Consider the following 26258-nt stretch of genomic DNA (forward strand, 5'->3'; position numbering starts at 1 on the left):
ACATGCTTTGTTTTGAGAAGTTCGCGGAGCCCACTTCTCAAAACAAAGCATGCCTCCCCGGCCCTCGTCTGTAAACTCTTCCGCTGAGCGAGCGGGAGCTCGGACGTTTTTTCGGATGGACTGTCGATGCCCTTCGCTGTAGAGGCGGGCTGCGGGCAATCTGCTCCAATGTTTCCAAATGAATACGCCGTGAGCCGAGAGAGACGATTTTCCCCGCAAGCACTCTAGTATGCTAAAGTACCCAGAAGACCGGCGGAGCTATGCCGGTCTTCTGCTCTATATGAAACACAGCATGAGGAGGCTCACCAGATGACGGCCACACCGTGGGGATTCCGGGACATATTGCCCGAGGAGGCTCAGGCGCGCGAGGAGATTGCGCTGACGGTGAAGGGCTGCTTCAGGGAGCATCATTACCTTCCGGTCGAAACGCCGCTGCTCGAGGACAAGGGTTCACTCGAGGAAGGCGGCCGCATCGCGGACACGCCGTTTAAGCTTTTTGACGATGATGGCCGTCTGCTGGTGGTCCGTCCCGACAACACATTGCCGATCGTGCGTCTGGTCTCGATCCGCATGCGCGCGGCCGACCTGCCCCTGCGCCTGCGCTATGAGGCGCCGGTGGTTCGCGAGTGCCAGCGCAATGCCGGTGGCTCGCGCCAGTTTACACAGCTGGGCTTTGAGCTTATCGGTGCGGGCGATACCGCGGGCGATGTCGAGATTGTCTCGCTGGTCGCCGAGGCCGTGCGTGAGCTGGCACTTCCCGATGCGCGCATCATCGCAGGCAGCGTGCGTCCTTTTAAGGAATTGCTCGCGGTATGCGAGGATCGTGAGCTGGCTGCCGAGGCCCTGCGCTGCGTGCACGCCAACGACTTTGTGGGCCTCGATGCCCGCGTGGCGGCAAGCGTCGAGTCCGATGCCGTCAAGGCCGCCATTAGCGAGCTGCCGCGCTTGCACGGCGGCGCCGAGGTACTCGACCGCGTGGACGCGCTGCTGGAGGCCGCCGGTATCGTCGCGCCGCTGACGCGCGAGCTGCGTGCCCTGGTCGAGGGCCTGGCACCCGAGGACGCCCAGGTGCTGTCGTTCGACTTCTCTATCATGAACTCTTTCGATTACTACACGGGCCTGGTCTTTAAGGCCTATGCCGGCGGCTTGCCCGATCCGGTCGGTTCGGGCGGACGCTATGACTCCATCTTTACCGGCGCATTTGGCGACGGTATCGAGGTGCCGGCGGCGGGCTTCGCCTTTTCGCTCGAGCGCCTGGAGGCCGCGCGCACCTCGGCCGAGGATGCCGCTTCCGATGGCGACCATGCCGCGGGCCGTGGCGCCGAGGGCCCGCTGCGCATCGCCGTGCCCAAGGGCTCGCTCAAGGCCGACACGCTCGACGTGCTCGAGGCCGCGGGTCTGGACGTCTCTGAGCTGCGTGATCCCGGCCGTCACCTGATCGTGCGCGGCCGCGACACGCGTGCCGGCGAGGGCGCGGTCGGCGATATCGAGTTTGTCATCGTGCGCCCCAGCGATGCGCCCGCCTTTGTGGGCTGCGGCGGTGCCGATTGCGGCATCTGCGGTTGGGACTCGCTCATCGAGGCCGACCTCAACCTGCTGCAGCTGGTCGATCTGGGCTACGGCCTGTGCACCTTTATCGAGGCGGAGCCCGCGTGGCGCGCCGGTCAGGCCGAGCGCAACTATGCCCGCCGCGGGTCGCTTCGCGTGGCAACCAAGTACCCGCGCATCGCGAGTGCCTGGTATGCTGAGCGCGGCGTGAACGCCGACATCGTCTCGCTGCACGGCAATATCGAGCTGGGGCCCATCGTCGGCATGACCGATCGCATCGTGGACATTACCGCCACTGGTGCCACCCTACGCGACAACGACTTGGTCATCACCGGCCGCATCATGGACTGCACGGCCCGCTTCTTTGTCAACCCGGGCGCCGCGCGCCTGGACCCGCGCGTTCGCAACCTGGCCGATCGCCTGGCGACTGCCGTGAAGGACAAGCATTTTGAGCCCGTCGCGGGCTCGGCACAATAGCGCGAGCGCGCACGGGCGCCCCAACGTACGGGCTGCGGGCCGATTGGCGCCGCCGCCCGGCCTCTCGTTTTTCGAACACAACCTCGACCGATAGGGGATACCGATATGAAGACCATCAAGCTTGCTCCCGGTGAGCGCCTCGTTACCAACCAGCTCAACCGCAAGGGCGTGCTACCGCAAAACATCGTCGACGCCGCCCGCGATATCGTGGCCAACGTGCGCGCCAACGGCGATGCCGCGGTGCGCGATTACTGTCAGCGTTTTGACGGCGTTGAGCTGCAGAGCTTCCGTCTGCCGCAAGAGCAGATCGATGCCGCGCTCGAAGGCCTCGATCCCGCTTTTGTCGCGGCGCTCGAAAAGGCTGCACGCCAGATTCGCGAGTTCCACCAGCGCGAGGTCGAGCAGAGCTGGTTTACCACGCGCCCGGACGGCACGATGCTCGGCGTTAAGGTGACCCCGCTCGCGGCGGCCGGCATCTATGTACCGGGCGGTCGCGCGCAGTACCCTTCCACCGTGCTTATGAACGCCATTCCCGCCAAGGTCGCCGGCGTTGAGCGCGTGGTCATGGTGACCCCGCCGCAAAAAGATGGTCTGATTAGCCCCTATACGCTCGCCGCGGCCAAGCTCGGCGGCGTGGACGAAATCTATATGGTGGGCGGCGCCCAGGCCGTGGCCGCGCTGGCGTACGGTACCGAGACCATTCCGCGTGTCGACAAGATTACCGGCCCGGGTAACGCCTTTGTCGCCGCTGCCAAGCAGATTGTCTCGGGTGATGTGGGTATCGATATGGTCGCCGGTCCCTCCGAGGTCTGCGTGCTGGCCGACGCCACGGCCAAGCCCATGGTGGTCGCGGCCGACCTGATGGCCCAGGCCGAGCATGATCCGCTGGCGGCCTGCTATCTGGTGACCTGCGACGAGCAGTTTGCGCGCGAGGTCGAGGCGGGTGTCGACATTCTGGTGGCGCAGTCCCCGCGCGCCGAGATCACACGCGCCTCGCTCGATAACGAAGGCGCCATCGTGGTAGCCGCCGACATGGCTGCCGCCGTCGAGGCAGTGAACACCGTGGCGCCCGAGCACCTTGAGCTGCATTGCAAGGATGCGATGGGCCTGCTCGGCGGCATTCGCAACGCCGGCGCCATCTTTGTGGGCGCTTGGAGCTCCGAGCCGCTCGGCGATTACGTTGCCGGCCCCAATCACACGCTGCCGACCGGCGGCACGGCCATGTTCTCCAACCCGCTTTCGGTCGAAGAGTTCGTCAAGCGCTCGAGTGTCATTTGCTATACACCCGAGGGCCTGCTCTCCGATGCTCCCGCTACGCAGCGCCTGGCCGAGGCCGAGGGTCTGTGGGCACACGCGCTTTCGGCCGCACTGCGCCGCCGCGTGTTGGAGCAGGGCGAGGATGCCGTGAGCGCCGAGTCGCTCGCCGCGGCCGACCTGACCAAGGTTGCCTGGCCGGGCGACGCCGTGGCGACGGTTGCCGAGGGCGTGGACCTGGCGGCTGCAAGCGCGGATGGCGCCGGCGCGACTGGCAAGGAGGCCTAATATGGCCGAACTCACGCCGCGCATGAAGGAGCTCGTCCAGCCCTACTTGGCCGGCATTGAGCCCTACGATCCCAACTTTACGCCCACGCGCATCAACCTTTCGGCAAACGAGAACACCTACCCCGTGCCGGCCGACGTGCGCGAGGCGGTTGATGCGGCGCTTGCCGCCACGCCGCTCAACCGCTATCCCGACCCCATGTCCAACGACCTGCGCGACGAGCTTGCCGCTTGGCATGGCGTGACGCGCGAGAATGTCTGCGTGGGCAACGGCGGCGACGAGCTGCTCTATAACTACCTGTTGGCGTTTGGCGGCGCGGGACGGACCCTGCTCAACTGCCCGCCGTGCTTTAGCGAGTATGCGTTCTTTGCGTCGCTCTGTCAGACCGAGGTGCGCGACGTGTGGCGCGACCCCGCGACCTTTGAGCTCGACCAGGCAGCCGTGCTTGCGGCGGCGTCCGAGTGCAACCTGGCAATCGTGACCTCGCCCAACAACCCCACGGGTGACGTGGCACCGCTCGACTTTGTCGCGGCGCTGTGCGATGCGTGCCCCGGCATGGTAATGGTTGACGAGGCCTACGTGGAGTTTGCCGACGATTCGTTTGGCGCGGTCACCACGGCGCAGGGGCTTATCGCCGAGCATCCCAACCTGGTGATTCTGCATACGTTGTCCAAGGCGTTTGGCGCTGCCGGTACGCGTCTGGGTTACGTGATCGCGGCGCCGGAAGTCATCGACGTGTTCGCGGCGATTCGCCAGATCTATTCAGTTAACGTGCTGAGCCAGGCGGCAGCACTTGCCTGCGTGCGTGCCCGTGATGCCTACACGCCCGTGGTGGCACAGATCGCATCCGAGCGCGAGCGCGAGCTGTGCGCCCTGCGCGCAATGGCTGCCGAGGGCATGCCCGTGGAGGCATGGCCGAGCGCGGCGAACTTTGTGCTCGTGCGCACGCCGCATGCCACGCGCGTGCGCGAGCGTCTGCGCGACGAGTATTCGATTTTGGTGCGCGACTTTAGCTACGCGCCGGGGCTTGCGGGCTGTCTGCGCATCACTGTGGGTACGCCGCAGGAAAACGACGAGGTGCTGGCCGCGTTTGCCGCGCTGGTGAAGGAGGAGATGTAGATGGACCGCTATGCCGAGGTAACCCGCAAGACGGGCGAGACCGACATTGTCGTAAAGCTCGACCTGGACGGATCTGGCGTGTACGATATCTCGACCGGCGTGCCGTTTTTCGACCACATGCTCAACGCTTTTGGCCGCCATGGCCTGTTCGATCTGACGGTGCATGCGGTGGGCGACGTCGAGGTCGACGCGCACCACACCGTTGAGGACACGGGCATTGTGCTGGGCGAGGCGTTTTGCCAGGCGCTGGGCGACAAGGCGGGTATTACGCGCTTTGCCGACGCGGCGATCGCCATGGACGAGACACTCGTGATGGCCGCCGTGGATATCTCGGGTCGCGGGCAGGCCTATTGCGAGCTGCCCGTGCCGACTGAGCGCGTGGGCAGCTTTGATACCGAGCTGGCCGTCGAGTTCTTCTATGCCTTTGCGCGCGATGCCAAGCTCACGCTGCACGTGCGCGAGCTGGCGGGCGGCAATTCGCACCACATTATCGAGGCCGCCTTTAAGGCCGTGGGCCGCACGATGCGCCGCGCCTGCGAACTCGATCCCCGCGTGCAGGGTATCCCCAGCACTAAGGGCTCGCTGTAACCGTCACAAGGGTAAAACCACCACGAAGATGCCTGTCCTCTTTGTGGTGGTTTTGGATGATGAGAAGTGGAGGGGTCGCGTGGGCGAACCGAAGATCGTGGTGGTCGACTACCACAAGGGCAACTTGTCGAGCGTCGTGCGCGGGCTTGCGCGCGCCGGTGCTGCCGCCTGCACGTCGGACGATCCGGAGCAGATCCGCAACGCCGACGGCCTGGTCATCCCGGGCGTGGGTGCGTTCTATGACGCGATCGCCTTTATGCGTCAGAGCGGCGAGGAGGTGGCCGTGCTCGATGCCGTTGCCGCCGGAACTCCGCTGCTCGGCATCTGCCTGGGCCTTCAGCTGTTTTTTGAGCGCGGCAACGAGGGCGTGCCTGCGGACGAGGGCGTGGCCGCGGATGGCGGCACCCCCGAGCAGTCTGGCGGCCCCTGGGTCGATGGCCTGGGCATCATGCGCGGCTCGTGCACGCGCTTGGAGTCGAGCCGCCTGAAGGTGCCGCACGTGGGCTGGGACCAGGTGCACATGACGCCCGCCGGTTCGGCCGATCCGTTGCTCGCCGGTTTTGCCGAGGGTGCCAACATGTACTTCACCCACAGCTACGCGGTGGCCGACGACGCCGATGCCGCTGATGTTTTGGCGCGCACGCACTACACGCGGAGCTTCCCGTGCATCGCGCGTCACGGCAACGCGTGGGGCTGTCAGTTCCATCCCGAGAAATCCTCCGCGCTTGGTCAGCGCATCCTTAAGAACTTCGTCAACATCGTCGAGGAGGTTGGCCGATGATCCTGTTTCCTGCAATCGATCTGATCGGCGGCAAGGTCGTGCGCCTGGAGTGCGGCGACCGGAGCCGCTGCAAGGTATATTCCGACGACCCCGTGGCCGTCGCCCGCTCGTTTGCCGAGCAGGGCGCGAGCTGGGTGCATGTCGTCGACCTGTCCGCTGCCTTTGGCGAGGACGAGGACGCGTGCGCTGCCAACTCGGCGGCGATTAAGGCCATCTGCAGCGTCGACGGCCTGTCCGTGGACGTGGGCGGCGGCGTTCGCTCGCTCGCGCGCATCGACGAGCTGGCCGGCTACGGCGCGCGTCGCATCGCACTGGGCACCGTGCTGGTGACTGAGCCGGGTTTTGCCGAGGTGGCGGCCCAAGGCTTTGGCGAGTTACTGGTGGCAGACATTGCCGCCCGTGACGGCCAGGTCAAGGTGAATGGTTGGCGCGACGGCGCGGGTGTGGCGCTCGACGACGCCGTGGCGCAGCTCACCGAGCTGGGCTTTAAGCATCTGGTGTATACCGACATCGCGCGCGATGGCATGCAGACGGGCATCGACGTGGCGGCGTATCGCCATGTGGCCGAGGTCGCGGGCTTTCCCGTCGTGGCTTCGGGCGGCATCTCGACGCTCGACGATATCCGCGCACTGGCCGCGGTGGGCGAGGATGCCATCGAGGGTGCCATTACCGGTCGTGCGCTCTACGAGGGCAACTTTACGCTGGCCCAGGCGTTGGCCGCCGCCCGAGGGAAGGAGTAGCCCATGCTTGCCAAACGCGTGATTCCCTGTCTGGATGTTAAGGACGGCCGCGTGGTCAAGGGCGTCAACTTTGTGAGCCTGCGCGATGCTGGCGACCCGGTGGAGCTGGCGCGCGCCTACGACCGCGAGGGTGCAGACGAGGTCGTCTTCCTGGACATTACCGCGACGAGCGACAACCGCGCGACGACCATAGAGATGGCGGCGCACGCGGCCGAGGAGCTCGCTATTCCCTATACCGTGGGCGGCGGTTTCCGCGACTTGGCGGGCATGCGAACCATGGTTGCCGCCGGTGCCGACAAGGTGTCGCTTAACTCTGCCGCCGTGCGCGATCCGTCGTTGATCAGCCAGGCCGCCGCGGCGTTTGGCAGCCAGGCCGTGGTCGTGGCGATTGATGCCAAGCGCGTGGGCCTGCCCGGTCAGCCGGATGCCGACAAGTGGGAGGTCTTCACGGCGGGCGGTCGCAACGCCACGGGTATCGATGCGGTGGCGTGGGCCGAGGAAGCGGCTCGTCGCGGCGCCGGTGAGATCTTGCTCACCAGCATGGATCGCGACGGTACCAAGGCTGGCTTCGACCTGGCACTCACCCGCGCCGTGGCGCGCGCGGTGCCGATCCCGGTGATCGCAAGCGGCGGCGTGGGCACGCTCGAGCATTTTGCCGAGGGCGTGATCGAGGGCGAAGCCGACGCCGTACTGGCGGCCAGCGTCTTTCACTTTGGAACTTTCAGCATTCGCCAGGTGAAGGAGTATATGGCCAGCCAAGGCATCCCTGTGAGGCTGGACTTCTAGTGCTGCGGCTTGCCCAGGCACCGCATCTTGCCGCTCAAACCGTCGCTCGCGTACCAAAGTACGCGTCGCTCCTCTTTCGCGGCAACCTGCGGCACCTGGACAACCCTCGCCGACCTGTGGGATTTCGTTTGTTACTTGGGAGGAATGATGACTGAGGTAATAAATGCTACCGAGCTTAAATACGACGCCCGCGGGCTGATTCCTTGCGTGGTTCAGCAGTATGACACCGGTGAGGTGCTTATGGTTGCTTGGATGAACGAGGAATCGGTGGGGCTGACGCTCAAGACCGGGACCACGTGGTTTTGGAGTCGCAGCCGTCAGGAGCTCTGGAACAAGGGCGCGACGAGTGACAACATGCAGGAGGTCAAGGAGCTCTGGGCCGACTGCGATAGCGATACGCTGCTGGTCAAGGTGGACTCACCGGGCCCGGCCTGCCATACCGGCAACCGTACCTGCTTCTTTAAGCGCGTGGAAGGGGGAGTGTGATGAAAGTCGTGACGCCGTTCGAGGTCGCCGACTGCAACACCGAGCTCCTCCGCGCGGGCGTGCCATGCCGCGTGCACCTGACTGATGCCTGCGGGGCGCAGTCGCTTTGGCTCGAGGCCGAGAAGGAAAGGCTCAATGAGGCCCATGCCGTCATCGTCGAGTTCTTTGAGAAAAAGGGCGCAAAGCCTCGGTTCGATGAGACCGGTACCTACTTTACGCTGCAGTAACGAGAGGAAATAACCATGGGAGTCAGAACAGCTAACGTGCAGCCGGGAAACATCGGTGAGACGCTGACGGGACTGGCCGAGGTGATTCACGGCCGTCGCGATGCGCCGCCGCAGGAGAGCTATTCCGCGCGTCTGCTGACCGACGTCGAGGACGAGCTGCTCAAGAAGCTTGCCGAGGAGGCGAGCGAGGTGATCATGGCCTGCAAGGATAACGACCACGATCACATCCGCTACGAGGCCGGCGACCTGATCTACCACCTGCTCGTGACGCTCGAGCGCTACGGCATCACCCTCGACGAACTGGCCGGCGAACTCAACGCCCGCCGCCACTAGTCATTGGGGACGTTCTTAAACGACTAGTTAGGCGAGGGGCGTGGATTCCCATTCGCCGGTGGGGTGGGGGATATCGAAGGCCCGGTAGCCGCAGTCGTAGGCGTGGGCCTGGGCCTCGCGGATGTTCCAGCAGATGTCGCAGGCGCGGTGCGCGTCCGAGCCAAAGGTGATGGGCACCTCGGCATGGGCGAAGCGGCGCAACAGCCCGGTCGCGGGGTAGTAATCGTCGAGCCCCTTGCGCGGTGCGGCGGTCGAGACCTCAACGCGGCGACCCGTATCGTGGGCGCATTCGGCCATCTGCTCCCAAAACGGCGCGGGGTCAAAGTCGGGTGCAAAGCCGTCCTTCGAAAAGCGCATGACCAGGTCGGGATGGGCCATCGCGTCAAAGTTGAGTGAGCTTTCGCAAGCACGGCACCAGTCGTCGACGTAGCACTCCCACACGCCGCGCACGCCTAAGTTTTCCCAAACATGCAGGTTGGTATCGTCGTCGATCCAACCGCAAAGGGAATCGGGTGTATCGGGGCGCGCGACGTCCTCTGTCCCTGCCGTGCCCGCGGCGCCTGCCGCAATATCGCCCGGGTTGCCAATCCAGTGCACGCTGCCCAGACGTACGACGGCGCCCTGGGACCAGTGCTCTACCAAGGGCTCGCAGCCCTCGTACCAATCGCATTCAAAACCGTAGATAAAGGTGAGCTCCGGCGCAATCTGCGCGGCGAGTTTGCGGGCGTCCTCAAAGGCCAAACGATGTGCCGGCAAGTCGCCCTCGACAACTTGCACTTCGCAGTTGGCGTCCATGCTGGCGGGCAGGGTGAGGTGGTCAGTCGAGACCATGACGCGGCAGCCTGCCGCAGCAGCGGCACGGACGTTGTCCTCAAACGAGGCATGGCCATCCGAAAACGAAGTATGGGTGTGGCAATCGACCAGCGGGCAGGCGGGCATGGCGACTCCTTTGCATTTGGCGAATCCGCTCCATTGTAATGATGCAGCTCTCAACACGCCGCCCACGCCGGAGCTCGAAATCGATTGGAAAGGCGGTACGGCCTCGCTTGCTCTCAAAACATGTACGTCAGCCTCCAAAAGCTGCAAAAAATGACATGTTTGGAGGCTGACGTACATGTTTGGATAGGGGCAAGGGCGACGACGGACGAAAGTCACGCCTGTGCCACGTTCGATGTGCTAGCGTTTGGGTGAATAAAACGAGCCCGTGCGGAAAGGATCCGGACCGTATGCAACGTGGAAGTACATCTCCGCTGTCCCGCGAGACCGATGCGCCCGAAACCATCGTCAAGCTGGAGTGCGACATCGATGATGCGTCGCCCGAGGTACTCGCCTATGCCGCCGATTGCCTGCGCAAGGCCGGCGCCCGCGAGGTGCATTGGTTGCCGCTTTACTGCAAAAAGGGCCGCCCCGGATGGCAGTTGCAGGTGATCTGCTCGCATGAGGATATCGAACGCCTGCAGACGATTATCTTTTTGGAAACCACGACCAACGCCGTTCGTCGCCAGGTGATGGAACGCGTTTGCCTGCCGCGTCGTTTTGAGCAGGTAGCGACGCCTTGGGGCGAGGTGGCCGTCAAAGTAGCCACCCTGCCCGACGGCAGTGAGCGTGCGGCGCCCGAGTACGAGGACTGCGCCCGTCTTGCCCGCGAGCATAACGTGCCGCTCCAGCGCGTGATGCAGGCGGCACAAGCCTCGGCACTGCGATTTGAATAGCGCGGCCGGCGACATCTCGCGCCCGGCCACATCAGCCCCACTCCGAAAGGACTCCCCATGAAATACCTCATCGCCTCCGACATCCACGGCTCGGCATACTGGACCGAGCGCCTGGTCGCCGCCATCGAATCCGAGCAGCCCGACCGCATCGTGCTGCTGGGTGACCTGCTCTACCACGGCCCGCGCAACGACCTGCCGCGCGACTACGCCCCCAAGCGTGTGATTCCGCTGCTCAACGCCCTGGCCGACCGCATTATCGCGGTGCGCGGCAACTGCGACGCCGAGGTCGACCAGATGGTCCTCGACTTTCCCGTCATGGCGGACTACGCCACGCTGTTCGACGAGACCGGTCGCGAGCTGTTCCTGACGCACGGCCACGTCTTTGGCGCCGGCATGCATAACAGCGTTGACCACGCGCCCGCGCTGCCCGAGGGCTCCGCGCTCGTCTACGGCCATACGCACATCAAGGTTAACGAGGAAAGCGCCGCGCACCCGGGTCTGTGGCTCTTCAATCCCGGCAGCGTGAGCATCCCCAAGGACGGCACACATAGCTACGGCGTCTACGAGGGCGGCGCGTTCCGCCATGTGATCATGGGGGAGGACTAACCATGGCCGAGCATATGGCTCAGCAAAATGCCGAGGGTTCGCGCGACCTGTCCACGCTGGTCGACGCGTCGGCCGAGCTGCAGCATCTGGTGCAGACCATCTGGCGCCTGCGCCAGCCCGACGGCTGCCCGTGGGACCGCGAGCAGACGCACCGCAGCATTGGCAAGAACATGATCGAGGAAGCCTACGAGGCGCTCGACTGCATCGAGGCCGACGACGCGGCACACCTGCGCGAGGAGTTGGGCGACGTGCTCATGCAGGTCGTACTGCATGCGCAGATTGCGGCGGATGCCGGCGAGTTTTCGCTGGCCGATGTGGCGCGCGATATCGACGCCAAGCTCATCCGTCGTCACCCGCACGTGTTTGGCGATGCGGATGCCGACAACTCCGACGAGGTGCTCAAGATTTGGGACGAGGTCAAGCTTGCCGAGAAGGCCGCCAAAGACCAGGCCGTGGCGGCAGGCGGGGCCGCACCCGAGGGTCTGCTCGACGGTGTGCCCACGCACCTGCCGGCGCTGATGCAGGCTCAGAAGGTGTCGCGCAAGGCGGCTGCCGTGGGCTTTGAGTGGGAGACGGTCCAGGACGTGTGGGACGAGGTCGCTGAGGAGCGTGCCGAGTTTGAGGCCGAGGCTCCCGGCTCGCCCGAGCGCGAGATGGAGTTTGGCGACCTGCTCTTTGCCCTGGTCAACGTTGCGCGCAAGGAGGGCATAGACGCCGAGAGTGCTCTGCGCGCGAGCACGGCAAAGTTCCGCCACCGTTGGGCCGCGATGGAGGCTGCTGCGCGCGAGGCGGGCGATGACCTCGCCGCCTGCTCAACCGCTCAACTCAATGACCTGTGGGACCAAGCAAAAGCAAGCGAGTGAGACCTGCGTCTCTCACGGCATCCATTCACAGAGAGGTCTCTACAAGCAAAAGGCCATATACAACGGAAGATGTGCCAGCTGCGCTTCGGCATCCCACTCGAGTTGTTTAGGGTGCAACACATATGCCGTCCCGATTTTTTTGTTAAAGCGTGCGCGGAACCGATCGAGGGAGATGGTCCCGTATTTGCGCGGCGACTTAACTTCGATGGGGCTGATGCGCGGCTTTCCGGCGGCATTGACATAGGGTCGGGTAACGAGGAAGTCGATTTCCATGCGCTCCTCCCCCTCCTTCTTTCCGCTTTGGAAATAAAAGAAGAGCCTGTGTCCATTGGCCTTTAGAGATTGGGCGACGTAGTTTTCGGTAAGCATTCCTTCGTTCAATCCGATATCGCCGCGAAGCACGGCCCTGTAAACGTCTTCATCGGTATCGTTGTTGTCAGAGAAGGCAAGTGTGACGAGCAGGCCGGTGTCTGCCATGTAGCACTTGAGGGCCGTTTGCTCCATGCTGAGCGAAAGGCCAACGCTCGGCTCGCTTGCGGCATAGCAGATATTGGCAATTCGCGCGTCTGCCAGCCAAAAGAAGGCTTCTTCGTAGGTGCGCATGCGCGCGTTTTTATCAAGTGAGGAAAGCTTGAATCGTTTTTCGTGCCTAGAGAGCTGACCCGGGATGCCATCGAGTACGGAGACGACTTTGAATTCGTAACCGGTTGCAAAACGAGAGATATCGTTGCGATAGAGCTGGACGATTCGGCGTTTCGATGCGTCGACGGGCGCAAAAGCGCGCTGTTCAACATAGATGGATACCGGCTCAGGCATGCCGCCTACGAGCATGTATTCGCGCATAAGGGAGAGCGCCCTGCGATGTAGGGCGTCGGGAAGCGGTTTCATTTTGTTAAAACTCATGCGAATGAGATCGGCCAGCCCCTTTTCGTCCATGCCCCAAAGAAACTCCTCAAAGTCGAGGGGCTCAAGTTCCAGAGACTCTTCCTCGGATGGGATGACGATATCTTTAATGTTCTGCTTGATGCTGAGCAGGGATCCAGTTTCGATGTAGTCGTAACGTCCGTCTGCAACGAGATACTTGATGAGTCCGCGTGCTTGCGGGTACATCTGGACCTCGTCAAAGACGATAAGCGTCTCGTGTTCATAGAGTTTGACGTTATAGAAAACCGAGAGATAGAGGAAGAGCGAGTCGAAGTCAGTGCGATAGTCCTCAAAATATTGCTTAACTTCGGCAGGTGCTTGAAAGAAATCAATGACAAGGCAGGACTTGTATTCGGTTTCTCCAAACATGCGGGCAAGCGTGCTCTTGCCGACGCGACGGGCTCCTTCAATAAGAAGTGCTGTTTTACCAGCGCTTTCATGCTTCCATTTTAGTAGTTTGTCATAGGCTTTTCGTTTAAGCATGGCTACCTCGTACACGATATCCAGAACTTTTATAACCTGATTATGCACGATATCCAGAACTTCAGACCATTAGAATTGCACGATATCCAGAACTTTGCACGATGTAAAAGCACATTATTGGCTCTTTCATTCGCAAGCCAGGTAAAGACGGTATGCCGATAGAAGAATTTAATGGGGGGGGGGCGACCTCTAGAGATGAATGCTCGGTGCAAAAACAAGCGCCCCAAAGAATGATTTCTCCAATTCATATGTATCCCTTGGCTAACTTAGGGCATAATGCAAAAAGTGCGACATGGCTAACTTACGGAGGCACACCGATGGTGCACAGTCGGCCAGTCGCTTGCATCCACTACGTTTCCAAGTGAGAGGGAGACAACATGAGCGATATTTTGGATGTCTACGGTCGCGAGGTACTTGACAGCCGCGGCAACCCCACCGTCGAGGTCGAGGTCGTGCTCGAGGACGGCAGCTTCGGCCGCGCGATGGTGCCTTCGGGCGCTTCGACCGGCGCCTTTGAGGCATGCGAGCTGCGCGACGGCGACAAGGGCCGCTACCTGGGCAAGGGCGTCTCGCAGGCCGTCGAGCACGTCAACAACGAGTGCGCCGATGCCGTCGTGGGCCTCGATGCCTTCGATCAGCGCGCCGTCGATGCCGCGCTGATCGCCGCGGACGGTACCCCCAACAAGACCAAGCTCGGTGCCAACGCCATTCTGGGCGTGTCGCTGGCCGTTGCCCGCGCCGCAGCCGAGTCGGCGGGCCTGTCGCTGTACCAGTACCTGGGCGGTGTCAACGCCCATCTGCTGCCCACGCCCATGATGAACATCCTCAACGGCGGCGTACACGCCGACAACAACGTCGACTTCCAGGAGTTCATGATCATGCCGGTGGGCGCCCCGAGCTTTGCCGAGGGTCTGCGCTGGTGCGCCGAGGTCTACCACACCCTCAAGGGCGTGCTGCACGAGGCCGGCTTGGGCGGCGGCGTGGGCGACGAGGGCGGCTTTGCGCCCAACCTCAAGACCAACGCCGAGCCATTCGAGTACATCACCAAGGCCGTCGAGAAGGCCGGCTTTAAGCCCGGTGTCGATTTCATGTACGCCATGGATCCGGCCTCGACCGAGTTCTACAACGCCGAGACCGGCATGTACGAGCTCAAGGGCGAGGGTGTTGAGTACACGAGCGCCCAGATGGTCGATTACTGGGAGAAGCTCGTCGACACCTATCCCATCATCTCCATCGAGGACGGCATGGCCGAGGAGGACTGGGACGGCTGGGTCGAGCTCACCCGTCGCATTGGCAACAAAGTGCAGCTGGTGGGCGACGACCTGTTCGTCACCAACACCGAGCGCCTCAAGAAGGGCATCGAGCTGGGCGCCGCCAACGCGATCCTGGTCAAGGTCAACCAGATCGGTACGCTCACCGAGTCGCTCGAGGCCATCGAGACCGCCAAGGAGGCCGGCTACGCCTGCATCGTGAGTCACCGCTCCGGCGAGACCGAGGATTCCACGATCGCCGACCTGGTCGTGGGCGTCAATGCCGGCCAGATCAAGTCGGGCGCCCCGTGCCGTAGCGATCGCATCGCCAAGTACAACCAGCTCATCCGTATCGAGGACGAGCTCGAGGGCAGCGCGCGCTACGCCGGCAAGGCCGCGTTCTACAACATTCGCTAGGCAAGCGGCGTGTGCGGGGGCGGGGCTGACTCGGATTCACCTCGCTCCCGCCGGGCACTGTTGAGCACCATGGGGCGCTGGGCCATATGGCTCAGCGCCTTTTTTATGTCGAGCAAGGGCCGCCGAAGACGGTGCGGGCGCTCGTGCTATAACTAAAAGACTTAGCGCAAACAAACCTCAACCGCACAAGGCGCACATGGATCAGATTTACGACAACAGGTACTATTCCGCCGGTTCGCGTGAGCCGTCACCTCGCCGCGCACCTACCGTGCAGCTCGGCGGGTCCGACTACGCCAGCGTCGATCGCCGCGCACAGCGTCCGGCAAGTGCCTCACACCCCCGTGCTCAAATGAATACGCCGACGGACCGCCCGCCACGTTCGGCGCATTCGGAGCATGCTCAGCGTTCCTCGGATCAAACGAATGAAAAGCCGAGTAGGCCCTCGAACCGTCTTTCGGGCTCGGACTTCATGCATTACGCCAACGATAACGCGGTGGTCAAGGCAATCTACGACTTTACCCACGGTCCCCAGCGAGGGCTGTTTGTTGGCATTGTCGTCGCCCTGGCGCTCGTGAGCCTGTACTTCCCCGTGCGCGATCTGTATGTGGCAAAACGCTCGAGCGACATCTTGGCCAAGCAGGTCGAGATTCGCGAGCAATATAACGACGACCTGCAAAAAAGCGTCGACAAACTGCTCTCGGAGGAGGGTATCAAGGACGCGGCATCCGAGGACCTGGGCCTGGTGATGCCCGGCGAGAAGAGGATTGAAGTGCAGGGCCTGGACGACGATTCTGATGCCTCGTCGAGCCAGAAGTCCTCAAACGTCAAGAAGGCCAGCGAAGTGGCCAAGGAAATCGAAGAAGTCGGCAAGGACGCGCCGTGGTACATCCAGGCGCTCGACATGCTGTTTGGGTTTAACGGCGTCGAGGGTCAGACGGTCGTGTCCAACGGCAAGTAGCGCCCGGAGGGGAGCCCGCAATGACAAATTGCAAACGCTATAAGGTGGCCGCGATCGACCTGGGAACGGTGTCGTCGCGACTGGTTCTGGCCCAGGTGGAGAGCGGGGCGATCGTGGAATCGTCCAAGCATACCGAGATTACCGACCTGGGCGAGGGTGTGGACGCGACAGGGCGCTTTTGCAAGGCGGCCGTTGAGCGCGTGCTCGCTGCGTGTCGCATGTTTGTGGACGAGGCCCGTGCCTTTGGTGCTGTGCGCATCTGCACCACCTGCACGAGCGCCGCGCGCGATGCGTCCAATGCCGCACTGCTGCTGGACGGCCTGCGCGAGCTGGGGCTCGATCCGCAGGTGATTCCGGGCGAGGTCGAGGCGCGTCTGACGTTTTTTGGCGTGGCGCACGACTTTGCCGGCGAGCGCATCATCGTTGCCGATTCGGGCGGCGGCTCCACGGAGCTCGCGACTGGCGTGTACGCGCCGGAGCGCGGGGTCTTTGCGCTGGAAGGGACGCGCTCGCTGGACATCGGTTGTCGCCGTGTGACAGAGCGGTTTTTCTCGGCGCTGCCACCCTCGCGCGGCGAGCTTACTGCCGCTGCCACGTGGGCAGGTGAGCAGTTCGCCGCCTATTTTGAAGGCCTGCCCAGTGACTTTGAGCGCGCCGAACGCTTGGTCGCGGTGGGCGGCACGGTGACTACGCTGGTGGCTCTGGTCCACGAGCTGGAACCGTACGATTCGAGCTTTGTGCACCTACGCGAGCTGTCGCTGGAGCAGGTCTCGGCCGCTATCGAGCGCATGTCTGTGTTGGACGCGGAAGGCATTGCCGCGCTACCGGGCGTGCAACCCAAGCGCGCGGGCGTGATCTTGGCTGGTGCCGTGGTGATCCGCGAGCTCATGCGTGCCGGCGGCTACAAGACGCTCACCGTAAGCGAGAACAGCCTACTCGCCGGCATGGCCGCCACCATCAACGAGACTCTCGACGGCGCCGCCCCCACCATCGGCTGGACCCCGAGCCTGAGCTCCCTTTAAAAGTAGTCAAAAAAGCTCTGTCCCAAATGAGCTGCTCGGCAGTTGACGGCGTCCAAAAGAAACGAGCCCGCATCCCTTGGGGACACGGGCTCGTAAACAATACGTGGTAGGGGCGGTGGGACTCGAACCCACAATCCTTGCGGCGAGAGATTTTAAGTCTCCTGCGTATGCCAATTCCGCCACGCCCCCGTGAGACTAGAAGTCTAGCACAAGCCGCCCGTTACGCGTTGACAGCCATCGAGTGCCGGCCCGACTTTTCCAAGTACTCGGCAAACTTGGCCTCGTCGCCCTTGTTCTTGTACTGTAGGGCCAACAGGTACTCCAAACGGCAACCCTTAACCTTATCGTCGCCGGCCTCCTCGAGCATGCGCTCCAGCTCGGGAATATCGTTGTGGCGCTTCAGGATCATCGTGTCGTACATCAGTTGGCATTCGTGCGCGACTGCCTCGGCCTGGCCGCCCTCAAAGCCCTTGATCTCGTGCAGGAGCTCCTTGGACTTTTTGCGGTCCTCCTGGCCAACGTAGTAGTTAAAGGCCTTAATGACCAGGTCGACGCGTTGCATCTTGGGCAGGTTGAGTCCCAGCAGCAAATCGAACATCTCGCTGGCGCGCTTGTGGTCCTCGCGCAGCAGATAGGAGTTCAGGCGCAGGTAGTCGCGGTTGTAGCGCGGGTACAGCATGCTGGTGAGCTTGCTGTCGAGCAAACGATCGAACTCGTCCCACTGCTTGGCAGCCATAAGCTGCTGCAGGCGTTTAAACGTGGTGCGTTTTTTGACGCTAAAGAACACCGACACGGCGATACAGATGATGACGACGGCGGTCCAGAGTGTGCGGGAATCGGGCATATTGAGCTCCTCGGTCGCTCGTAAAACAAGCGGTATGACAATGCGTGCTAGATGTATTATACGCAGCGCGCAAGCAAACTGGCATAAAAGCTCATCGAGGCTAAGTGCCATCGCTCGCTGCGGTACACTTACCTAAAGTAAACCATGAAGGGAGACATTACCTATGAAGAAGATCGTTTTGGCTTGCGGTGCTGGCGCTGCTACTTCCACGCTCGTTGCCCAGAAGGTCGCCACCATGCTCGATGCCAACGGTTATGCCGGCAAGTACGAGATCGTGCAGTGCGCTATCTCCGAGGCCAAGGATTACTGCGACGAGGGCGCTGACCTGCTGATCGCCACCACCGTTGCCCCCGAGGGACTCACCTGCCCGTACGTGAGCGGCGTGCCCTTCATGACCGGCATGAACCGCGTCGCTGCCGAGAAGGCCGTCCTCGACGTCATGGCTCAGTAGGCGCTGACTGTATGAGTGAGCAGAACGCCAACCCGGTCGAGCTTTTTGGCATGCGCGTTGCCCATGTGGGCATCAACGCCACCGACCCGGTAGACGCCTTGGAGATCGCGGAGCTGTTCTCGACGATGATGGGCCTGCCCGTTATCGAGACCCCGGTTTCGTACTTTAACGATTCGCTGGTCGAGGTTATGAAGCAGAACGGTCGTGGCACCAAGGGCCACATTGGCTTTGCCGTCAACGACATCGATGCGGCCGAGAAGTGGTTTGCCGAGCGCGGGCTCGAGGTCAACGAGGAGTCGCGCGCGCTGCTGCCCGACGGTAGCACCAAGCTCGTGTACTTTAAGCGCGAGTTCGCCGGCTTCGCCGTGCACCTGTGCCGCGAGTAGCGCACGAGCTGCTATGGCTAACGAAAAATGGGGTAAGGCGCGTGGCTTTGCCCCATTTTTAATGCCGAGAGGGTGACTGACGGGCTGCCGTAAATCGAAGGTGAATGCTTTTCCGCGAAGTGAACGAGTGAAATCGAGCCCCTGAAGCATCGACACTTTTACGTCGTTCTTTCCTGCGGTTTTGTCAGGTATTTCCTGCGGTTTTGGCGCCAAAAAGTGCGGATGCTTCGGGGGTCCAAAATAGGTCGCTCACTTCGCGGAAAAGCATTCACCTTCGATTCGTGAGAGACGCCCCTACCGTGGCAGCCGAATCGTAAAGCGGCTGCCGACGCCCTCGACTGAGGTCACGCCAATGACACCGCCGTGGCTGTCGACGATCCACTTGGCGATAGCGAGCCCCAGGCCCGAGCCCTGTGCGCCGGCATCGCGTGCGTTGTCGGCACGGTAGAACCGCTCGAAAGCGTGAGCTGCGGATTCCTGGTTCATGCCGATGCCCTCGTCCTCAACGCTTATGTCAATCGCGCCCGTGCCCGCATCGGGTGTTATGGCAAACGTGACGGTCGTGCCTGCGTCCGAATACTTGGCGGCGTTTTGCACGATCACGCGCAGCGCCTGCTTCACGAGTGCCACGTCAACCGATGCGTTGCAGCGCGGGTCGCCGGTAAGTGCGGCATCATACGCCAGCCGATATGTGTGCCCGGCATCGATCATCTGTGATTCTTCGCAAACCTCGCCGACCAGTGCAGCCAGGTTGGTATTCGCGCGCCGCAGCACGGTGCGACCGGCATCGCCGCGCGCTAAAAACAGCAACTGCTCCACGAGCTCCTGCATATGCTCGCTTTCGGCTTTGAGCGAGGCGATGGACTCTGCCAGCACGTCCGGGTCGTCTTTGCCCCAGCGGTCGAGCATGTTCACGTAGCCCTGAATCACCGCGATGGGCGTGCGCAGCTCGTGACTCGCATCGTTGACAAAGCGCATCTGCTGCAGCTTGGCCTCTTGCATCTGGCGCAGCAGGCGGTTGAGCGCGACCTCGATACTCGCCAGATCGGCGTCGCCGGTGGTGACGCTCGGCGAGTCGACGCTTGCGCGCTCGATGGCCTGCTCGAGCGTTTCCATCTTGCCGCCGGCGAGCTGCATGCGCCCGAGCTCGTCAACGCGCAGGGCCAGGTCGTTGAGCGGTGCCATGGTGCGGCGCACGCGGCGGGCGCCGCCGAGCATGTTGAGCACGCTGATGACTTGCCAACCTACAACGACAAGGTAGAGGGGCCACAGTGCGACGAGGTCCTGCGCGAGGGGGAAGGTCTTGGTGGTACGCGCAAACTCGACGGTATAGGTGAGCGTTGTCAGGTCCCAGCCGCGCGCGGGCGTCAGTGACATGCCGTGAACGCTAGCGCTGGGGATCCATCCCGCGGTAAACGCGCCATCGGGCAGCGTCTGGTTGTAGCCATAGACGAGGATCGCCGCCGCAACAAGCAGCAGTAACAGATCCAGCCAGACGTAGCTCACCAAGCGGCGCCACATATAGCTCCAGTTGATGGCGCGGGCGATGGAGGTGACGCGCTTAGCCTCGTCGTTACGCGCGGCAGACATAGCCCACCCCGCGCACGGTCTGGATGATGCGGGCACTGCCGGCGTCTTCGATCTTGGCGCGCAGGTGCGCGATGTGCACGTCGACGTTGTTAGTGTCGCCCACGTAGTCGTAGCCCAGCGCCTCGTGCGCGATGCGCTCGCGCGTGAGCACGGTGCCGGCATGTGCCATAAGCAGGGCGAGGACGTCGAACTCGCGAGCCGTGAGCGCGATGGGCGAGCCGCCGACCGTGACTTCGCGGCGGTCGGGGTCGAGCGCAACCGAGCCCACGGTGAGCACGGCGGGGGAGGGCACGGCAGAGGTCTTGGCCGAGTCGCTAGCCGGGGGTATCGCAACGGCGCACCCGCCCGCACCGCCCGCCCCAACGCCGCCAACGCCCGAAGCCGCCCGCACGGCCTCCGAGCGCTTCAGCGCCACGCGGATCCGTGCGAACAGCTCCTCAATCGCAAATGGCTTGGTCAGGTAATCGTCGGCGCCGGCGTCGAGCCCGGCCACCTTGTCCATCACGGCATCGCGCGCGGTGACCATGATCACCGGCACATCCTTGTGCTTGCGGACACGCCGCAGCACCTCCATACCGTTGAGCTGCGGCAGCAGCACGTCGAGCAGAATCAGATCGTAGTCGCGCTCCAGCGCCAGGTCAACGGCGGTGCGGCCATCGGCGGCGTGCTCCACCTGGTAGCCCTCGTGCTCCAGCTCGAGCGTCACAAAGCGGGCGATTTTCTCCTCGTCCTCTACAATCAGGATCCGTGCCATACGTGCCCCCGTCTGCGATTACTTGTCGTCGTTGAGATTTTGCTTGATGTCGTCCGCGGCATTGGCAGCGCTGTCCATCAGGGTGTTGATGCTGCCGGGCACGTCGCCGTCGCTATCGATGCGGTAGCGCATGCCAAAGAACAGGCCAATGAGCATCAGCCAAATCGTGGCGCCCCAGGCAAACAGCGCGACGATGGGGATCAGGATGGGGATGTTGAGGATGATCGCATCGCGGCGCGTGGCGATAAACTTGGTGTCCAGGCTCAGGCGGAAGAGCTTTTTGAGGTACTCCCACACGCTGTCCATCTTCTTGGAGAAGTCGGTCTTTTCGCTCGACTTTTCGTAGGCGGCCTGCGCGGCGACCATCTCGGCCGAGGGCTCATCGACTGGCGCGGACTCGGTGGCGGCGTACGCCGACGTGGTCTGCGTCTTGCCCTGCGACTCGAGCCAAATGATGGCGTCCAGGACGTTGCCGTCGGCGGCGTCGAGCGCGGCCTTGGCGTCGGTGTAGCTCACGTTGCACTTGGTGCGGATGGTTTCAACTTTTTCGAGGTCGTCCATGACCTGTCCTTTCGTTCGATGGGCGCGACGCCGGGCGATCTGCCCGGGCGCGAGCGTTGCGTTCGGCGGTCTGCGTTGCGCCGCCCCGCCCTTGGTCGAACTCTATAGTGCAGGTTATAGATTAAGCGATTCTTGAGCCAAGATTAATGTTGGATGAGTTTTTGGGTGGTGCGGAGGCGGGCAGGGGCAGAAAAGGCAGGTTTTGCGTGGCGTGAAGGAGGGGCGGTCTGATCTTTGGGATAGCTGATGGCGAGGTCTAATACTTTTCCGAGAAGTGAATGAGTGAAAACGGACCCCCGAAGCATCGACACTTTAGAGGTGCCGCTTCCTGCGGTTTCAATGCTGAAATCCCACGATTTTGCCGCCGAAAAATGCGGATGTTTCAGAGGTCCAAAAACAGCCGTTCACTTCGCGGAAAAGTATTAGACCTCAATAGCGGGGGATGGGGTGCCGGTGCAAAACGGCGTCAGAAATGGGGTAAACAAGGCAAACGGATCTAATGGATCAAAAATCACGTTGCAAAAGTATGAAAATATCCTACAATTGCAGCATGAAGTACTTTAGCAACATAGCGGCGATAAGCGAGCTTTCCGAGAGCGAGGGCGTGTTCACCACAGCCCAGGCGGCTCGCATGGACATCTCTCGAGATGCGCTAGCGCACTCATGCCGCGCAGGGCGTCTTGAACGGATATGCCACGGCGCCTACCGGATGTCTGGAACGCAGCGCCGAGACACCGACGAACTCAACGCCTTTTGGAAGCTCACCAATCCCTCCCTTTGCGCGTGGGAGAGAAAACGTCAGTGGGATGGCATCGCCGTGAGCGGTACGACAGCGGCGAACCTGCAGCAAATGGGCGATTTCTATCTGTCCCCCTACAGGATGACCGCGCCCATGCGTATCAATACAAGAAACGAATCCCTTTCTTTTGTAAAGCGCGAGATTGCTGAGCGGGACATCGTTTGGCTCGACGGCCTGCCGGTAACTAAACCCGAGCGCACGCTTGTCGATCTTTGCCTCGATTGCGAGGATCCCTCATTAATTATCGATGCCTATAACGACGCGCTTGGACGTGGACTCGATATACAACGGCTGAAGGATCTTGTAGAAGAGAACTCTAAAACCGCCAAACGACGCGAGCTGATGGCGCCTTTGCTGATGGTACTGAACGGGTAATGCGAAACGGAGGACATGGTGAAGTACAAAACGCCTGCCGCATTGGAGATGGCTGTTAGGAATGCCGCAAGAGAATCACCAATGGATACTAATCGGGCAATCGTTGGTTTCTACTTTCATCGCTTCCTATGTCGCGTTTTTTCAGAAGATGACTGCCGTTTTGTGCTTAAAGGTGGTCAAAGCGTCCTGGCGCGAACGCTCGATGCGCGTGTCACAAGAGATATTGACTTGGTTGCTCAAGAGGAGAGCCTCGAAGAGGCTGTTGCCGATCTGGTGCGGGCGGCTTCGATTGATCTGGAGGATTTCGTTTCGTTTGTCTTTGATCGTGCAGAGCAGATCAAAGAAGAAGATGAGTATCGGTGCGGTGCTAAGGTATGGTTCACCCCCTTTATGGGAACCAAGAAGCTACAGCCAATTTCAATTGACTTGGTAATTGATGAAGTGCGGGGACTTGAGCCTGAGGTTCTCGCGCCGATCGATCGTTTGAATATCGAGGGGCTCCCAGTCTGCGACTATCGAGTATGCCGAGTGGAGAGCGCCCTTGCAGATAAATTGCTCGCAATGATAGAGATGCATGAGGGCCGTGCCTCTTCGCGAATCAAGGATATAGTCGACATCTTGGTGTACGCGAAAACTTGCTTCATCGATGGGGCTACGCTTGTCGAGAGGGTCGAGAAAGAAGCGTCTGCCCGCAAAGTGGCAATGCCGGAAGAGTTCGTGGCGCCTCTCTGGTGGAAACAAAATGGTTCTGCACAGTACGTAAAGATGGCGAGGCAGGCGGGGGTACTTGATCTCGCGGGGAACATTGCTGGGGCAGAAGAGGTTGTCAATCGGTTGTATACATCGTGCTTTAATCATTCGGCGAATGTGCGCAAATGGAATCCTCAGACCACGGGATGGGAATAGGCTAGATAGTTAAGCCGGCGGCAGAATTAGTTCCTGTCGCCGGCTTAAGACGTTTCTACTGCCTATGCGCTATTCGCAGGTCTGGTCGACCACCTGGGTGACGGCCTTTTTTGCGCCTTCGAGGTCGCGCTGGGCTTGGGCGACAGCGGCCTCGGCTTGTTTCTTTGTCCTTACGACCTCGGCAAAGCGGTTGATGGATTCGCTATACTCGCGTGTGCGCGGGTCGAGCGCCGGCGGGACTTCGATCTCAAACAGGTCGGTCGGGCGGATGGCACGGATGTCTGCCGCTTCAGTCAATGCTTGAATTAGCTGCGCCCCGTGGCCTTCTGTAAGGTAGCCAACGATTATCTCCGAAAACACCACGCGCTCCTCTTCGGTCATTGTTTCGAATGACGGGCGAATGACGGTGGTGTTATGCGAAGCAACCAGGTGCTGCTTTGCGTCATTGGCGCTGACGACAAGCAGGTTGGACGCGCCGTAGCGACCCAGCATGCGCGGCATGACGATATCTCCAGCGCGGAGCTCATAGCGATCGAGAACGCTGGGGTCCACCTTTACGATTTTGGAATCCGAGCCGTTTGCGCTTTCTACAGCGTCTGCGGGCAGAAGGTTGCCGTCTTGAAAATCCTGAGATGAGATGCGGCGAACCTCGATCGCATCAACGTCGTTCGATGTGGTGCTCTCGCGGGGCATGAATGGTGCCACTCGCGTAAAAGCGTCACCAAGCGTGGCGCTGTAGTTTCGGGTAAGGCTGATAAGGCTGATTTTGCCCCACGAGAGTGGGGCATGGTGCTGGAGTAGCTCACGCGTCTCGAGAACGATTGTCTCTATGGGAGAGGTCTGATGTTGAGCGAGGCTAACGCGGGACCAATCCGGTGCAATAGCTAGGGGCGGGCAGGATTCTTCGTTCGCGGGGGTTGGCAACATGTAGCGAGTGAAGCTGGACAGGTTGTGGAATGTGACGCTGCGGTTCTCCGTTGACAAGACGATGAGCTCGCACATCTTGTAACTGCTGGGTTCGCTGTGCGGGAAATAGACGACACGCTCGATGAGTCCTTCGCGCATGAGAACCGTGCGCGCCTGCTCGGCTTTATCTATTAGACTTGCTGGCAGTAATACCGCTGCCCTGCTTCGACCGGAAAGCGCGAGCGCATAGAGGCACCAAACAAAGGGGTCCCAATCGCAAAAGCCTAAATAGCCCGGCTCCAGATCGTTGATAAGGGCCTCGCATAAGCGAATTTCTTTGTCGTGAGTATTGCGGTGATAGCCCGTAGCGTCGATAAGCACCGGAGCGGGGCCGTCGACGTCGTCCCGCTCTCCTGGTTCAAGTTCGCAAATGCTGGGAAAGACGCTTTTATTCATGAAGAGGCACGTATTGAGCAGGTCGGCATCGAGCGAATCGGGTAGTCGAACGACGCGCAAGCGACTGCCTTGTTCCAGATTGAGTGCGCGCGAAATGATGGCAGCGGTGAGGCGTGGCAAAGAGAACGCGGATTCGTACATACGTATGCCCTTTCTTCTTAGTGGGATATATGTTAACAGAATATTTCGAAAATTTCTAATGACGAGAACAGCACACTGTGCTATCCTCGAAGCAATCCAAACCAATTCAATACCAACTGTTTGATGCCACAGCTAGACAGCCTTTAGGCAAATCGCGCTATCGAGCAGAGTAATTTTACTTACGAAACCACAGGCTAGGCGACGTTTCTGGCCCACACGTCAAATCATTCTAAAACTTAGAACAAACTTACCGACAAACATCTGCAACCGGATAGGAAGAAGCATTCATGAAGAGCGAAGACAGCATCTACGAGGCATTCCTCAACACACTCGACGAGGATCTCCGTAGTATGTGCGCAAAGAACGAGAAGGCAGAGAAGCCGTTTCCGTATCCGTACTGCGGTGAAGAGAACGTTGAGCGCCTCGCTAAGGCACTTGTTGGCGTGCTGGAAAAGCACTCGCCCGATATTCCCGGGCTGGTGCCCGAGCAGTATCGAGACGATGTGCACGAGGCTCGCGAGCTTTTGGCCGCGGCGGCGCTCGCTTTGCTGTCGCTGTACTTTCCCCAGCGCGATAGCTGCATGCGCTGCATGGCCATCTTAATTAGCCTGTTTCGGCACGGAAGCAATCCGCGCTTTAAATCGAGCGGCGTGCTCATGTTTGAGCAGGTTTCGACAGGTATGAAGTACTCGTCCGAAAAAGGTGGATATATTCCGTCTCGCTTTGTGCGTCATACCGACCACAAAAGGCCCTACGACCACGTGCATCGCGACGGATCGCGTGGCTTTACGGCGGACGAAGACGATGTCGTCATGTTTTTCGAACGTTACCGCGTGATTCAGCAACGCGTGTTCGATACGAGTCCGCGTTTCAACTTTGAGCTATGCGTCAAATACCCGTATGAGGCACTTTCGGACAATCGGCAGAACTTTTATTACATGGAGGAAAAGATGGAAATCGATTTGGCAACTAAGGTACGGGGGCTCCAGGACCGCTATCTCCTCAACTGCGCTCAGGCCAAGGGATACGACCTGCTCGACAAGCTGATGATTAATGCATTGCTTGCGTATCTGCGCGACGGATCAGTCTCAATTGCGGCGCGCGAGATCTATGTGGCGCAAACCGAGCGTCTGATTGACGGCGCGGTCAAGTTGCCGTGTACGACGAGCCCCAAGGAGGGTGTAAGCGTCGACCGTATTTCCTAGCAACTAAACAGAACTATCGACAAG

The 26258-nt window shown here is 61.2% G+C and carries 28 protein-coding genes and 1 tRNA gene; 21 read left to right on the plus strand and 8 right to left on the minus strand.

Annotation, left to right across the window (positions count from 1 at the left end):
• The first annotated feature begins 309 nt into the window (after window positions 1–309).
• The 10 genes from hisG to hisE all read left to right on the plus strand — a co-directional run bounded on the left by hisG (window position 310) and on the right by hisE (window position 8625).
• A complete protein-coding gene (hisG, locus tag DW180_RS01685) occupies window positions 310–2025 on the plus strand; it encodes an ATP phosphoribosyltransferase (RefSeq protein WP_118237113.1) in 1716 nt (571 codons plus the stop codon).
• A 105-nt stretch (window positions 2026–2130) separates the two neighbouring features.
• On the plus strand, window positions 2131–3567 hold the full coding sequence (hisD, locus tag DW180_RS01690) for a histidinol dehydrogenase (RefSeq protein ID WP_118237115.1): 1437 nt from the start codon (window positions 2131–2133) through the stop codon (window positions 3565–3567).
• A 1-nt stretch (window position 3568) separates the two neighbouring features.
• Window positions 3569–4684: a histidinol-phosphate transaminase gene (hisC, locus tag DW180_RS01695; RefSeq protein WP_199569844.1), complete on the plus strand. Its 1116-nt coding sequence runs from the start codon at window positions 3569–3571 to the stop codon at window positions 4682–4684.
• Entirely contained in the window at window positions 4685–5272 is a 588-nt protein-coding gene (hisB, locus tag DW180_RS01700; RefSeq protein WP_118237119.1) for an imidazoleglycerol-phosphate dehydratase HisB, read from the plus strand.
• Window positions 5273–5351: 79 nt separating this feature from the next.
• Window positions 5352–6053, plus strand: a complete 702-nt coding sequence (locus DW180_RS01705) for an imidazole glycerol phosphate synthase subunit HisH (RefSeq protein WP_233545138.1) — start codon at window positions 5352–5354, stop codon at window positions 6051–6053.
• Complete coding sequence (locus DW180_RS01710; RefSeq protein WP_117790879.1) at window positions 6050–6793, plus strand: HisA/HisF-related TIM barrel protein; 744 nt, start codon at window positions 6050–6052, stop codon at window positions 6791–6793. Before DW180_RS01705 ends, DW180_RS01710 begins: the two co-directional genes overlap by 4 nt.
• Window positions 6794–6796: 3 nt before the next feature.
• Window positions 6797–7579 carry an imidazole glycerol phosphate synthase subunit HisF gene (gene hisF, locus DW180_RS01715; RefSeq protein ID WP_117799852.1) on the plus strand — a complete coding sequence of 261 codons (783 nt, stop codon included), beginning with the start codon at window positions 6797–6799 and terminating at the stop codon, window positions 7577–7579.
• Window positions 7580–7726: 147 nt separating this feature from the next.
• Window positions 7727–8065, plus strand: coding sequence for a phosphoribosyl-AMP cyclohydrolase (hisI, locus tag DW180_RS01720; protein WP_118237123.1), 339 nt, complete (start codon window positions 7727–7729; stop codon window positions 8063–8065).
• Window positions 8065–8292 (plus strand): hypothetical protein, encoded by a 228-nt coding sequence (locus tag DW180_RS01725; RefSeq protein WP_118237125.1) that lies wholly within the window; start codon window positions 8065–8067, stop codon window positions 8290–8292. The genes hisI and DW180_RS01725 overlap by 1 nt, the downstream gene beginning before the upstream one ends.
• Window positions 8293–8307: 15 nt before the next feature.
• The gene (gene hisE, locus DW180_RS01730; RefSeq protein WP_118237127.1) at window positions 8308–8625 is read left to right on the plus strand and encodes a phosphoribosyl-ATP diphosphatase; all 318 of its coding nucleotides are present in this window, start codon (window positions 8308–8310) and stop codon (window positions 8623–8625) included.
• A 27-nt stretch (window positions 8626–8652) separates the two neighbouring features.
• Here the strand turns inward: hisE and DW180_RS01735 are convergent, their stop codons facing one another.
• A complete protein-coding gene (locus DW180_RS01735) occupies window positions 8653–9564 on the minus strand; it encodes a PHP domain-containing protein (protein WP_117767024.1) in 912 nt (303 codons plus the stop codon).
• Window positions 9565–9851: 287 nt separating this feature from the next.
• On the opposite strand from DW180_RS01735, the gene larC reads away from it, so the two are divergent.
• From larC to mazG, 3 genes are read left to right on the plus strand one after another with little or no spacing between them, the layout of a single operon-like run.
• A complete protein-coding gene (larC, locus tag DW180_RS01740; protein ID WP_118237129.1) occupies window positions 9852–10337 on the plus strand; it encodes a nickel insertion protein in 486 nt (161 codons plus the stop codon).
• Window positions 10338–10394: 57 nt separating this feature from the next.
• Window positions 10395–10943, plus strand: a complete 549-nt coding sequence (yfcE, locus tag DW180_RS01745) for a phosphodiesterase (protein ID WP_118237131.1) — start codon at window positions 10395–10397, stop codon at window positions 10941–10943.
• Between the two features lie 2 nt (window positions 10944–10945).
• Window positions 10946–11806: a nucleoside triphosphate pyrophosphohydrolase gene (gene mazG / locus DW180_RS01750; RefSeq protein WP_118237133.1), complete on the plus strand. Its 861-nt coding sequence runs from the start codon at window positions 10946–10948 to the stop codon at window positions 11804–11806.
• A gap of 39 nt (window positions 11807–11845) precedes the next feature.
• On the opposite strand, the gene DW180_RS01755 is transcribed toward mazG, so the two are convergent.
• The gene (locus tag DW180_RS01755) at window positions 11846–13228 is read right to left on the minus strand and encodes an ATP-binding protein (protein WP_233545139.1); all 1383 of its coding nucleotides are present in this window, start codon (window positions 13226–13228) and stop codon (window positions 11846–11848) included.
• Window positions 13229–13590: 362 nt separating this feature from the next.
• Here DW180_RS01755 and eno point away from each other — a divergent pair, with 362 nt between their 5' ends.
• The 3 genes from eno to DW180_RS01770 all read left to right on the plus strand — a co-directional run bounded on the left by eno (window position 13591) and on the right by DW180_RS01770 (window position 16860).
• Complete coding sequence (gene eno, locus DW180_RS01760) at window positions 13591–14880, plus strand: phosphopyruvate hydratase (protein ID WP_117769943.1); 1290 nt, start codon at window positions 13591–13593, stop codon at window positions 14878–14880.
• 196 nt (window positions 14881–15076) lie between these two features.
• The gene (locus DW180_RS10440; RefSeq protein WP_233545140.1) at window positions 15077–15838 is read left to right on the plus strand and encodes a hypothetical protein; all 762 of its coding nucleotides are present in this window, start codon (window positions 15077–15079) and stop codon (window positions 15836–15838) included.
• 20 nt (window positions 15839–15858) lie between these two features.
• Window positions 15859–16860, plus strand: coding sequence for a hypothetical protein (locus DW180_RS01770; protein ID WP_118237137.1), 1002 nt, complete (start codon window positions 15859–15861; stop codon window positions 16858–16860).
• Window positions 16861–16964: 104 nt separating this feature from the next.
• Here the strand turns inward: DW180_RS01770 and DW180_RS01775 are convergent.
• Together DW180_RS01775 and DW180_RS01780 are read right to left on the minus strand one after the other, a co-directional pair.
• A tRNA-Leu gene (locus DW180_RS01775) sits at window positions 16965–17049 on the minus strand.
• Window positions 17050–17080: 31 nt separating this feature from the next.
• A complete protein-coding gene (locus DW180_RS01780; protein WP_118237139.1) occupies window positions 17081–17704 on the minus strand; it encodes a hypothetical protein in 624 nt (207 codons plus the stop codon).
• A gap of 163 nt (window positions 17705–17867) precedes the next feature.
• Between DW180_RS01780 and DW180_RS01785 the strand changes: the two genes are divergently transcribed.
• Window positions 17868–18155, plus strand: coding sequence for a PTS sugar transporter subunit IIB (locus tag DW180_RS01785; protein WP_117654890.1), 288 nt, complete (start codon window positions 17868–17870; stop codon window positions 18153–18155).
• Between the two features lie 11 nt (window positions 18156–18166).
• Complete coding sequence (locus tag DW180_RS01790) at window positions 18167–18541, plus strand: VOC family protein (RefSeq protein ID WP_118237141.1); 375 nt, start codon at window positions 18167–18169, stop codon at window positions 18539–18541.
• Between the two features lie 294 nt (window positions 18542–18835).
• On the opposite strand, the gene DW180_RS01795 is transcribed toward DW180_RS01790, so the two are convergent.
• Genes DW180_RS01795 through DW180_RS01805 form a run of 3 tightly spaced genes read right to left on the minus strand, consistent with a single transcriptional unit; the run spans window position 18836 to window position 21446 of the window.
• Window positions 18836–20131 (minus strand): cell wall metabolism sensor histidine kinase WalK, encoded by a 1296-nt coding sequence (locus tag DW180_RS01795; protein WP_118237143.1) that lies wholly within the window; start codon window positions 20129–20131, stop codon window positions 18836–18838.
• Complete coding sequence (locus tag DW180_RS01800) at window positions 20115–20885, minus strand: response regulator transcription factor (protein ID WP_118237145.1); 771 nt, start codon at window positions 20883–20885, stop codon at window positions 20115–20117. Before DW180_RS01800 ends, DW180_RS01795 begins: the two co-directional genes overlap by 17 nt.
• Before the next feature lie 18 nt (window positions 20886–20903).
• On the minus strand, window positions 20904–21446 hold the full coding sequence (locus tag DW180_RS01805) for a DUF4342 domain-containing protein (protein ID WP_118237147.1): 543 nt from the start codon (window positions 21444–21446) through the stop codon (window positions 20904–20906).
• Window positions 21447–21945: 499 nt separating this feature from the next.
• Between DW180_RS01805 and DW180_RS01810 the strand changes: the two genes are divergently transcribed.
• Window positions 21946–22620 carry a type IV toxin-antitoxin system AbiEi family antitoxin domain-containing protein gene (locus DW180_RS01810; protein WP_233545141.1) on the plus strand — a complete coding sequence of 225 codons (675 nt, stop codon included), beginning with the start codon at window positions 21946–21948 and terminating at the stop codon, window positions 22618–22620.
• Between the two features lie 15 nt (window positions 22621–22635).
• A complete protein-coding gene (locus DW180_RS01815) occupies window positions 22636–23526 on the plus strand; it encodes a nucleotidyl transferase AbiEii/AbiGii toxin family protein (RefSeq protein WP_118237149.1) in 891 nt (296 codons plus the stop codon).
• A gap of 69 nt (window positions 23527–23595) precedes the next feature.
• Here the strand turns inward: DW180_RS01815 and DW180_RS01820 are convergent, their stop codons facing one another.
• Window positions 23596–25029, minus strand: a complete 1434-nt coding sequence (locus DW180_RS01820) for a hypothetical protein (RefSeq protein ID WP_118237151.1) — start codon at window positions 25027–25029, stop codon at window positions 23596–23598.
• Between the two features lie 287 nt (window positions 25030–25316).
• Between DW180_RS01820 and DW180_RS01825 the strand changes: the two genes are divergently transcribed.
• Window positions 25317–26234: a hypothetical protein gene (locus tag DW180_RS01825; protein ID WP_118237153.1), complete on the plus strand. Its 918-nt coding sequence runs from the start codon at window positions 25317–25319 to the stop codon at window positions 26232–26234.
• Window positions 26235–26258: the final 24 nt, after the last annotated feature.

It is taken from the genome of Collinsella sp. AM16-21 (assembly GCF_003471905.1).
Classification (GTDB): Bacteria; Actinomycetota; Coriobacteriia; order Coriobacteriales; family Coriobacteriaceae; genus Collinsella.

What these genes read in the sequence shown, in the direction of transcription:
- DW180_RS01735 (WP_117767024.1), bottom strand. Translation starts at nt 9,564, where the DNA reads ATGCCCGCCTGCCCGCTGGTCGATTGCCACACCCATACTTCGTTTTCG.
- DW180_RS10440 (WP_233545140.1), top strand. Translation starts at nt 15,077, where the DNA reads ATGGATCAGATTTACGACAACAGGTACTATTCCGCCGGTTCGCGTGAG.
- DW180_RS01710 (WP_117790879.1), top strand. Translation starts at nt 6,050, where the DNA reads ATGATCCTGTTTCCTGCAATCGATCTGATCGGCGGCAAGGTCGTGCGC.
- DW180_RS01790 (WP_118237141.1), top strand. Translation starts at nt 18,167, where the DNA reads ATGAGTGAGCAGAACGCCAACCCGGTCGAGCTTTTTGGCATGCGCGTT.
- DW180_RS01810 (WP_233545141.1), top strand. Translation starts at nt 21,946, where the DNA reads ATGGATCAAAAATCACGTTGCAAAAGTATGAAAATATCCTACAATTGC.
- DW180_RS01785 (WP_117654890.1), top strand. Translation starts at nt 17,868, where the DNA reads ATGAAGAAGATCGTTTTGGCTTGCGGTGCTGGCGCTGCTACTTCCACG.
- DW180_RS01825 (WP_118237153.1), top strand. Translation starts at nt 25,317, where the DNA reads ATGAAGAGCGAAGACAGCATCTACGAGGCATTCCTCAACACACTCGAC.
- DW180_RS01820 (WP_118237151.1), bottom strand. Translation starts at nt 25,029, where the DNA reads ATGTACGAATCCGCGTTCTCTTTGCCACGCCTCACCGCTGCCATCATT.
- yfcE (WP_118237131.1), top strand. Translation starts at nt 10,395, where the DNA reads ATGAAATACCTCATCGCCTCCGACATCCACGGCTCGGCATACTGGACC.
- DW180_RS01725 (WP_118237125.1), top strand. Translation starts at nt 8,065, where the DNA reads ATGAAAGTCGTGACGCCGTTCGAGGTCGCCGACTGCAACACCGAGCTC.
- DW180_RS01815 (WP_118237149.1), top strand. Translation starts at nt 22,636, where the DNA reads ATGGTGAAGTACAAAACGCCTGCCGCATTGGAGATGGCTGTTAGGAAT.
- hisF (WP_117799852.1), top strand. Translation starts at nt 6,797, where the DNA reads ATGCTTGCCAAACGCGTGATTCCCTGTCTGGATGTTAAGGACGGCCGC.
- hisG (WP_118237113.1), top strand. Translation starts at nt 310, where the DNA reads ATGACGGCCACACCGTGGGGATTCCGGGACATATTGCCCGAGGAGGCT.
- hisE (WP_118237127.1), top strand. Translation starts at nt 8,308, where the DNA reads ATGGGAGTCAGAACAGCTAACGTGCAGCCGGGAAACATCGGTGAGACG.
- DW180_RS01770 (WP_118237137.1), top strand. Translation starts at nt 15,859, where the DNA reads ATGACAAATTGCAAACGCTATAAGGTGGCCGCGATCGACCTGGGAACG.
- hisB (WP_118237119.1), top strand. Translation starts at nt 4,685, where the DNA reads ATGGACCGCTATGCCGAGGTAACCCGCAAGACGGGCGAGACCGACATT.
- larC (WP_118237129.1), top strand. Translation starts at nt 9,852, where the DNA reads ATGCAACGTGGAAGTACATCTCCGCTGTCCCGCGAGACCGATGCGCCC.
- DW180_RS01805 (WP_118237147.1), bottom strand. Translation starts at nt 21,446, where the DNA reads ATGGACGACCTCGAAAAAGTTGAAACCATCCGCACCAAGTGCAACGTG.
- mazG (WP_118237133.1), top strand. Translation starts at nt 10,946, where the DNA reads ATGGCCGAGCATATGGCTCAGCAAAATGCCGAGGGTTCGCGCGACCTG.
- eno (WP_117769943.1), top strand. Translation starts at nt 13,591, where the DNA reads ATGAGCGATATTTTGGATGTCTACGGTCGCGAGGTACTTGACAGCCGC.
- DW180_RS01780 (WP_118237139.1), bottom strand. Translation starts at nt 17,704, where the DNA reads ATGCCCGATTCCCGCACACTCTGGACCGCCGTCGTCATCATCTGTATC.
- DW180_RS01795 (WP_118237143.1), bottom strand. Translation starts at nt 20,131, where the DNA reads ATGTCTGCCGCGCGTAACGACGAGGCTAAGCGCGTCACCTCCATCGCC.
- DW180_RS01800 (WP_118237145.1), bottom strand. Translation starts at nt 20,885, where the DNA reads ATGGCACGGATCCTGATTGTAGAGGACGAGGAGAAAATCGCCCGCTTT.
- hisD (WP_118237115.1), top strand. Translation starts at nt 2,131, where the DNA reads ATGAAGACCATCAAGCTTGCTCCCGGTGAGCGCCTCGTTACCAACCAG.
- hisC (WP_199569844.1), top strand. Translation starts at nt 3,569, where the DNA reads ATGGCCGAACTCACGCCGCGCATGAAGGAGCTCGTCCAGCCCTACTTG.
- hisI (WP_118237123.1), top strand. Translation starts at nt 7,727, where the DNA reads ATGACTGAGGTAATAAATGCTACCGAGCTTAAATACGACGCCCGCGGG.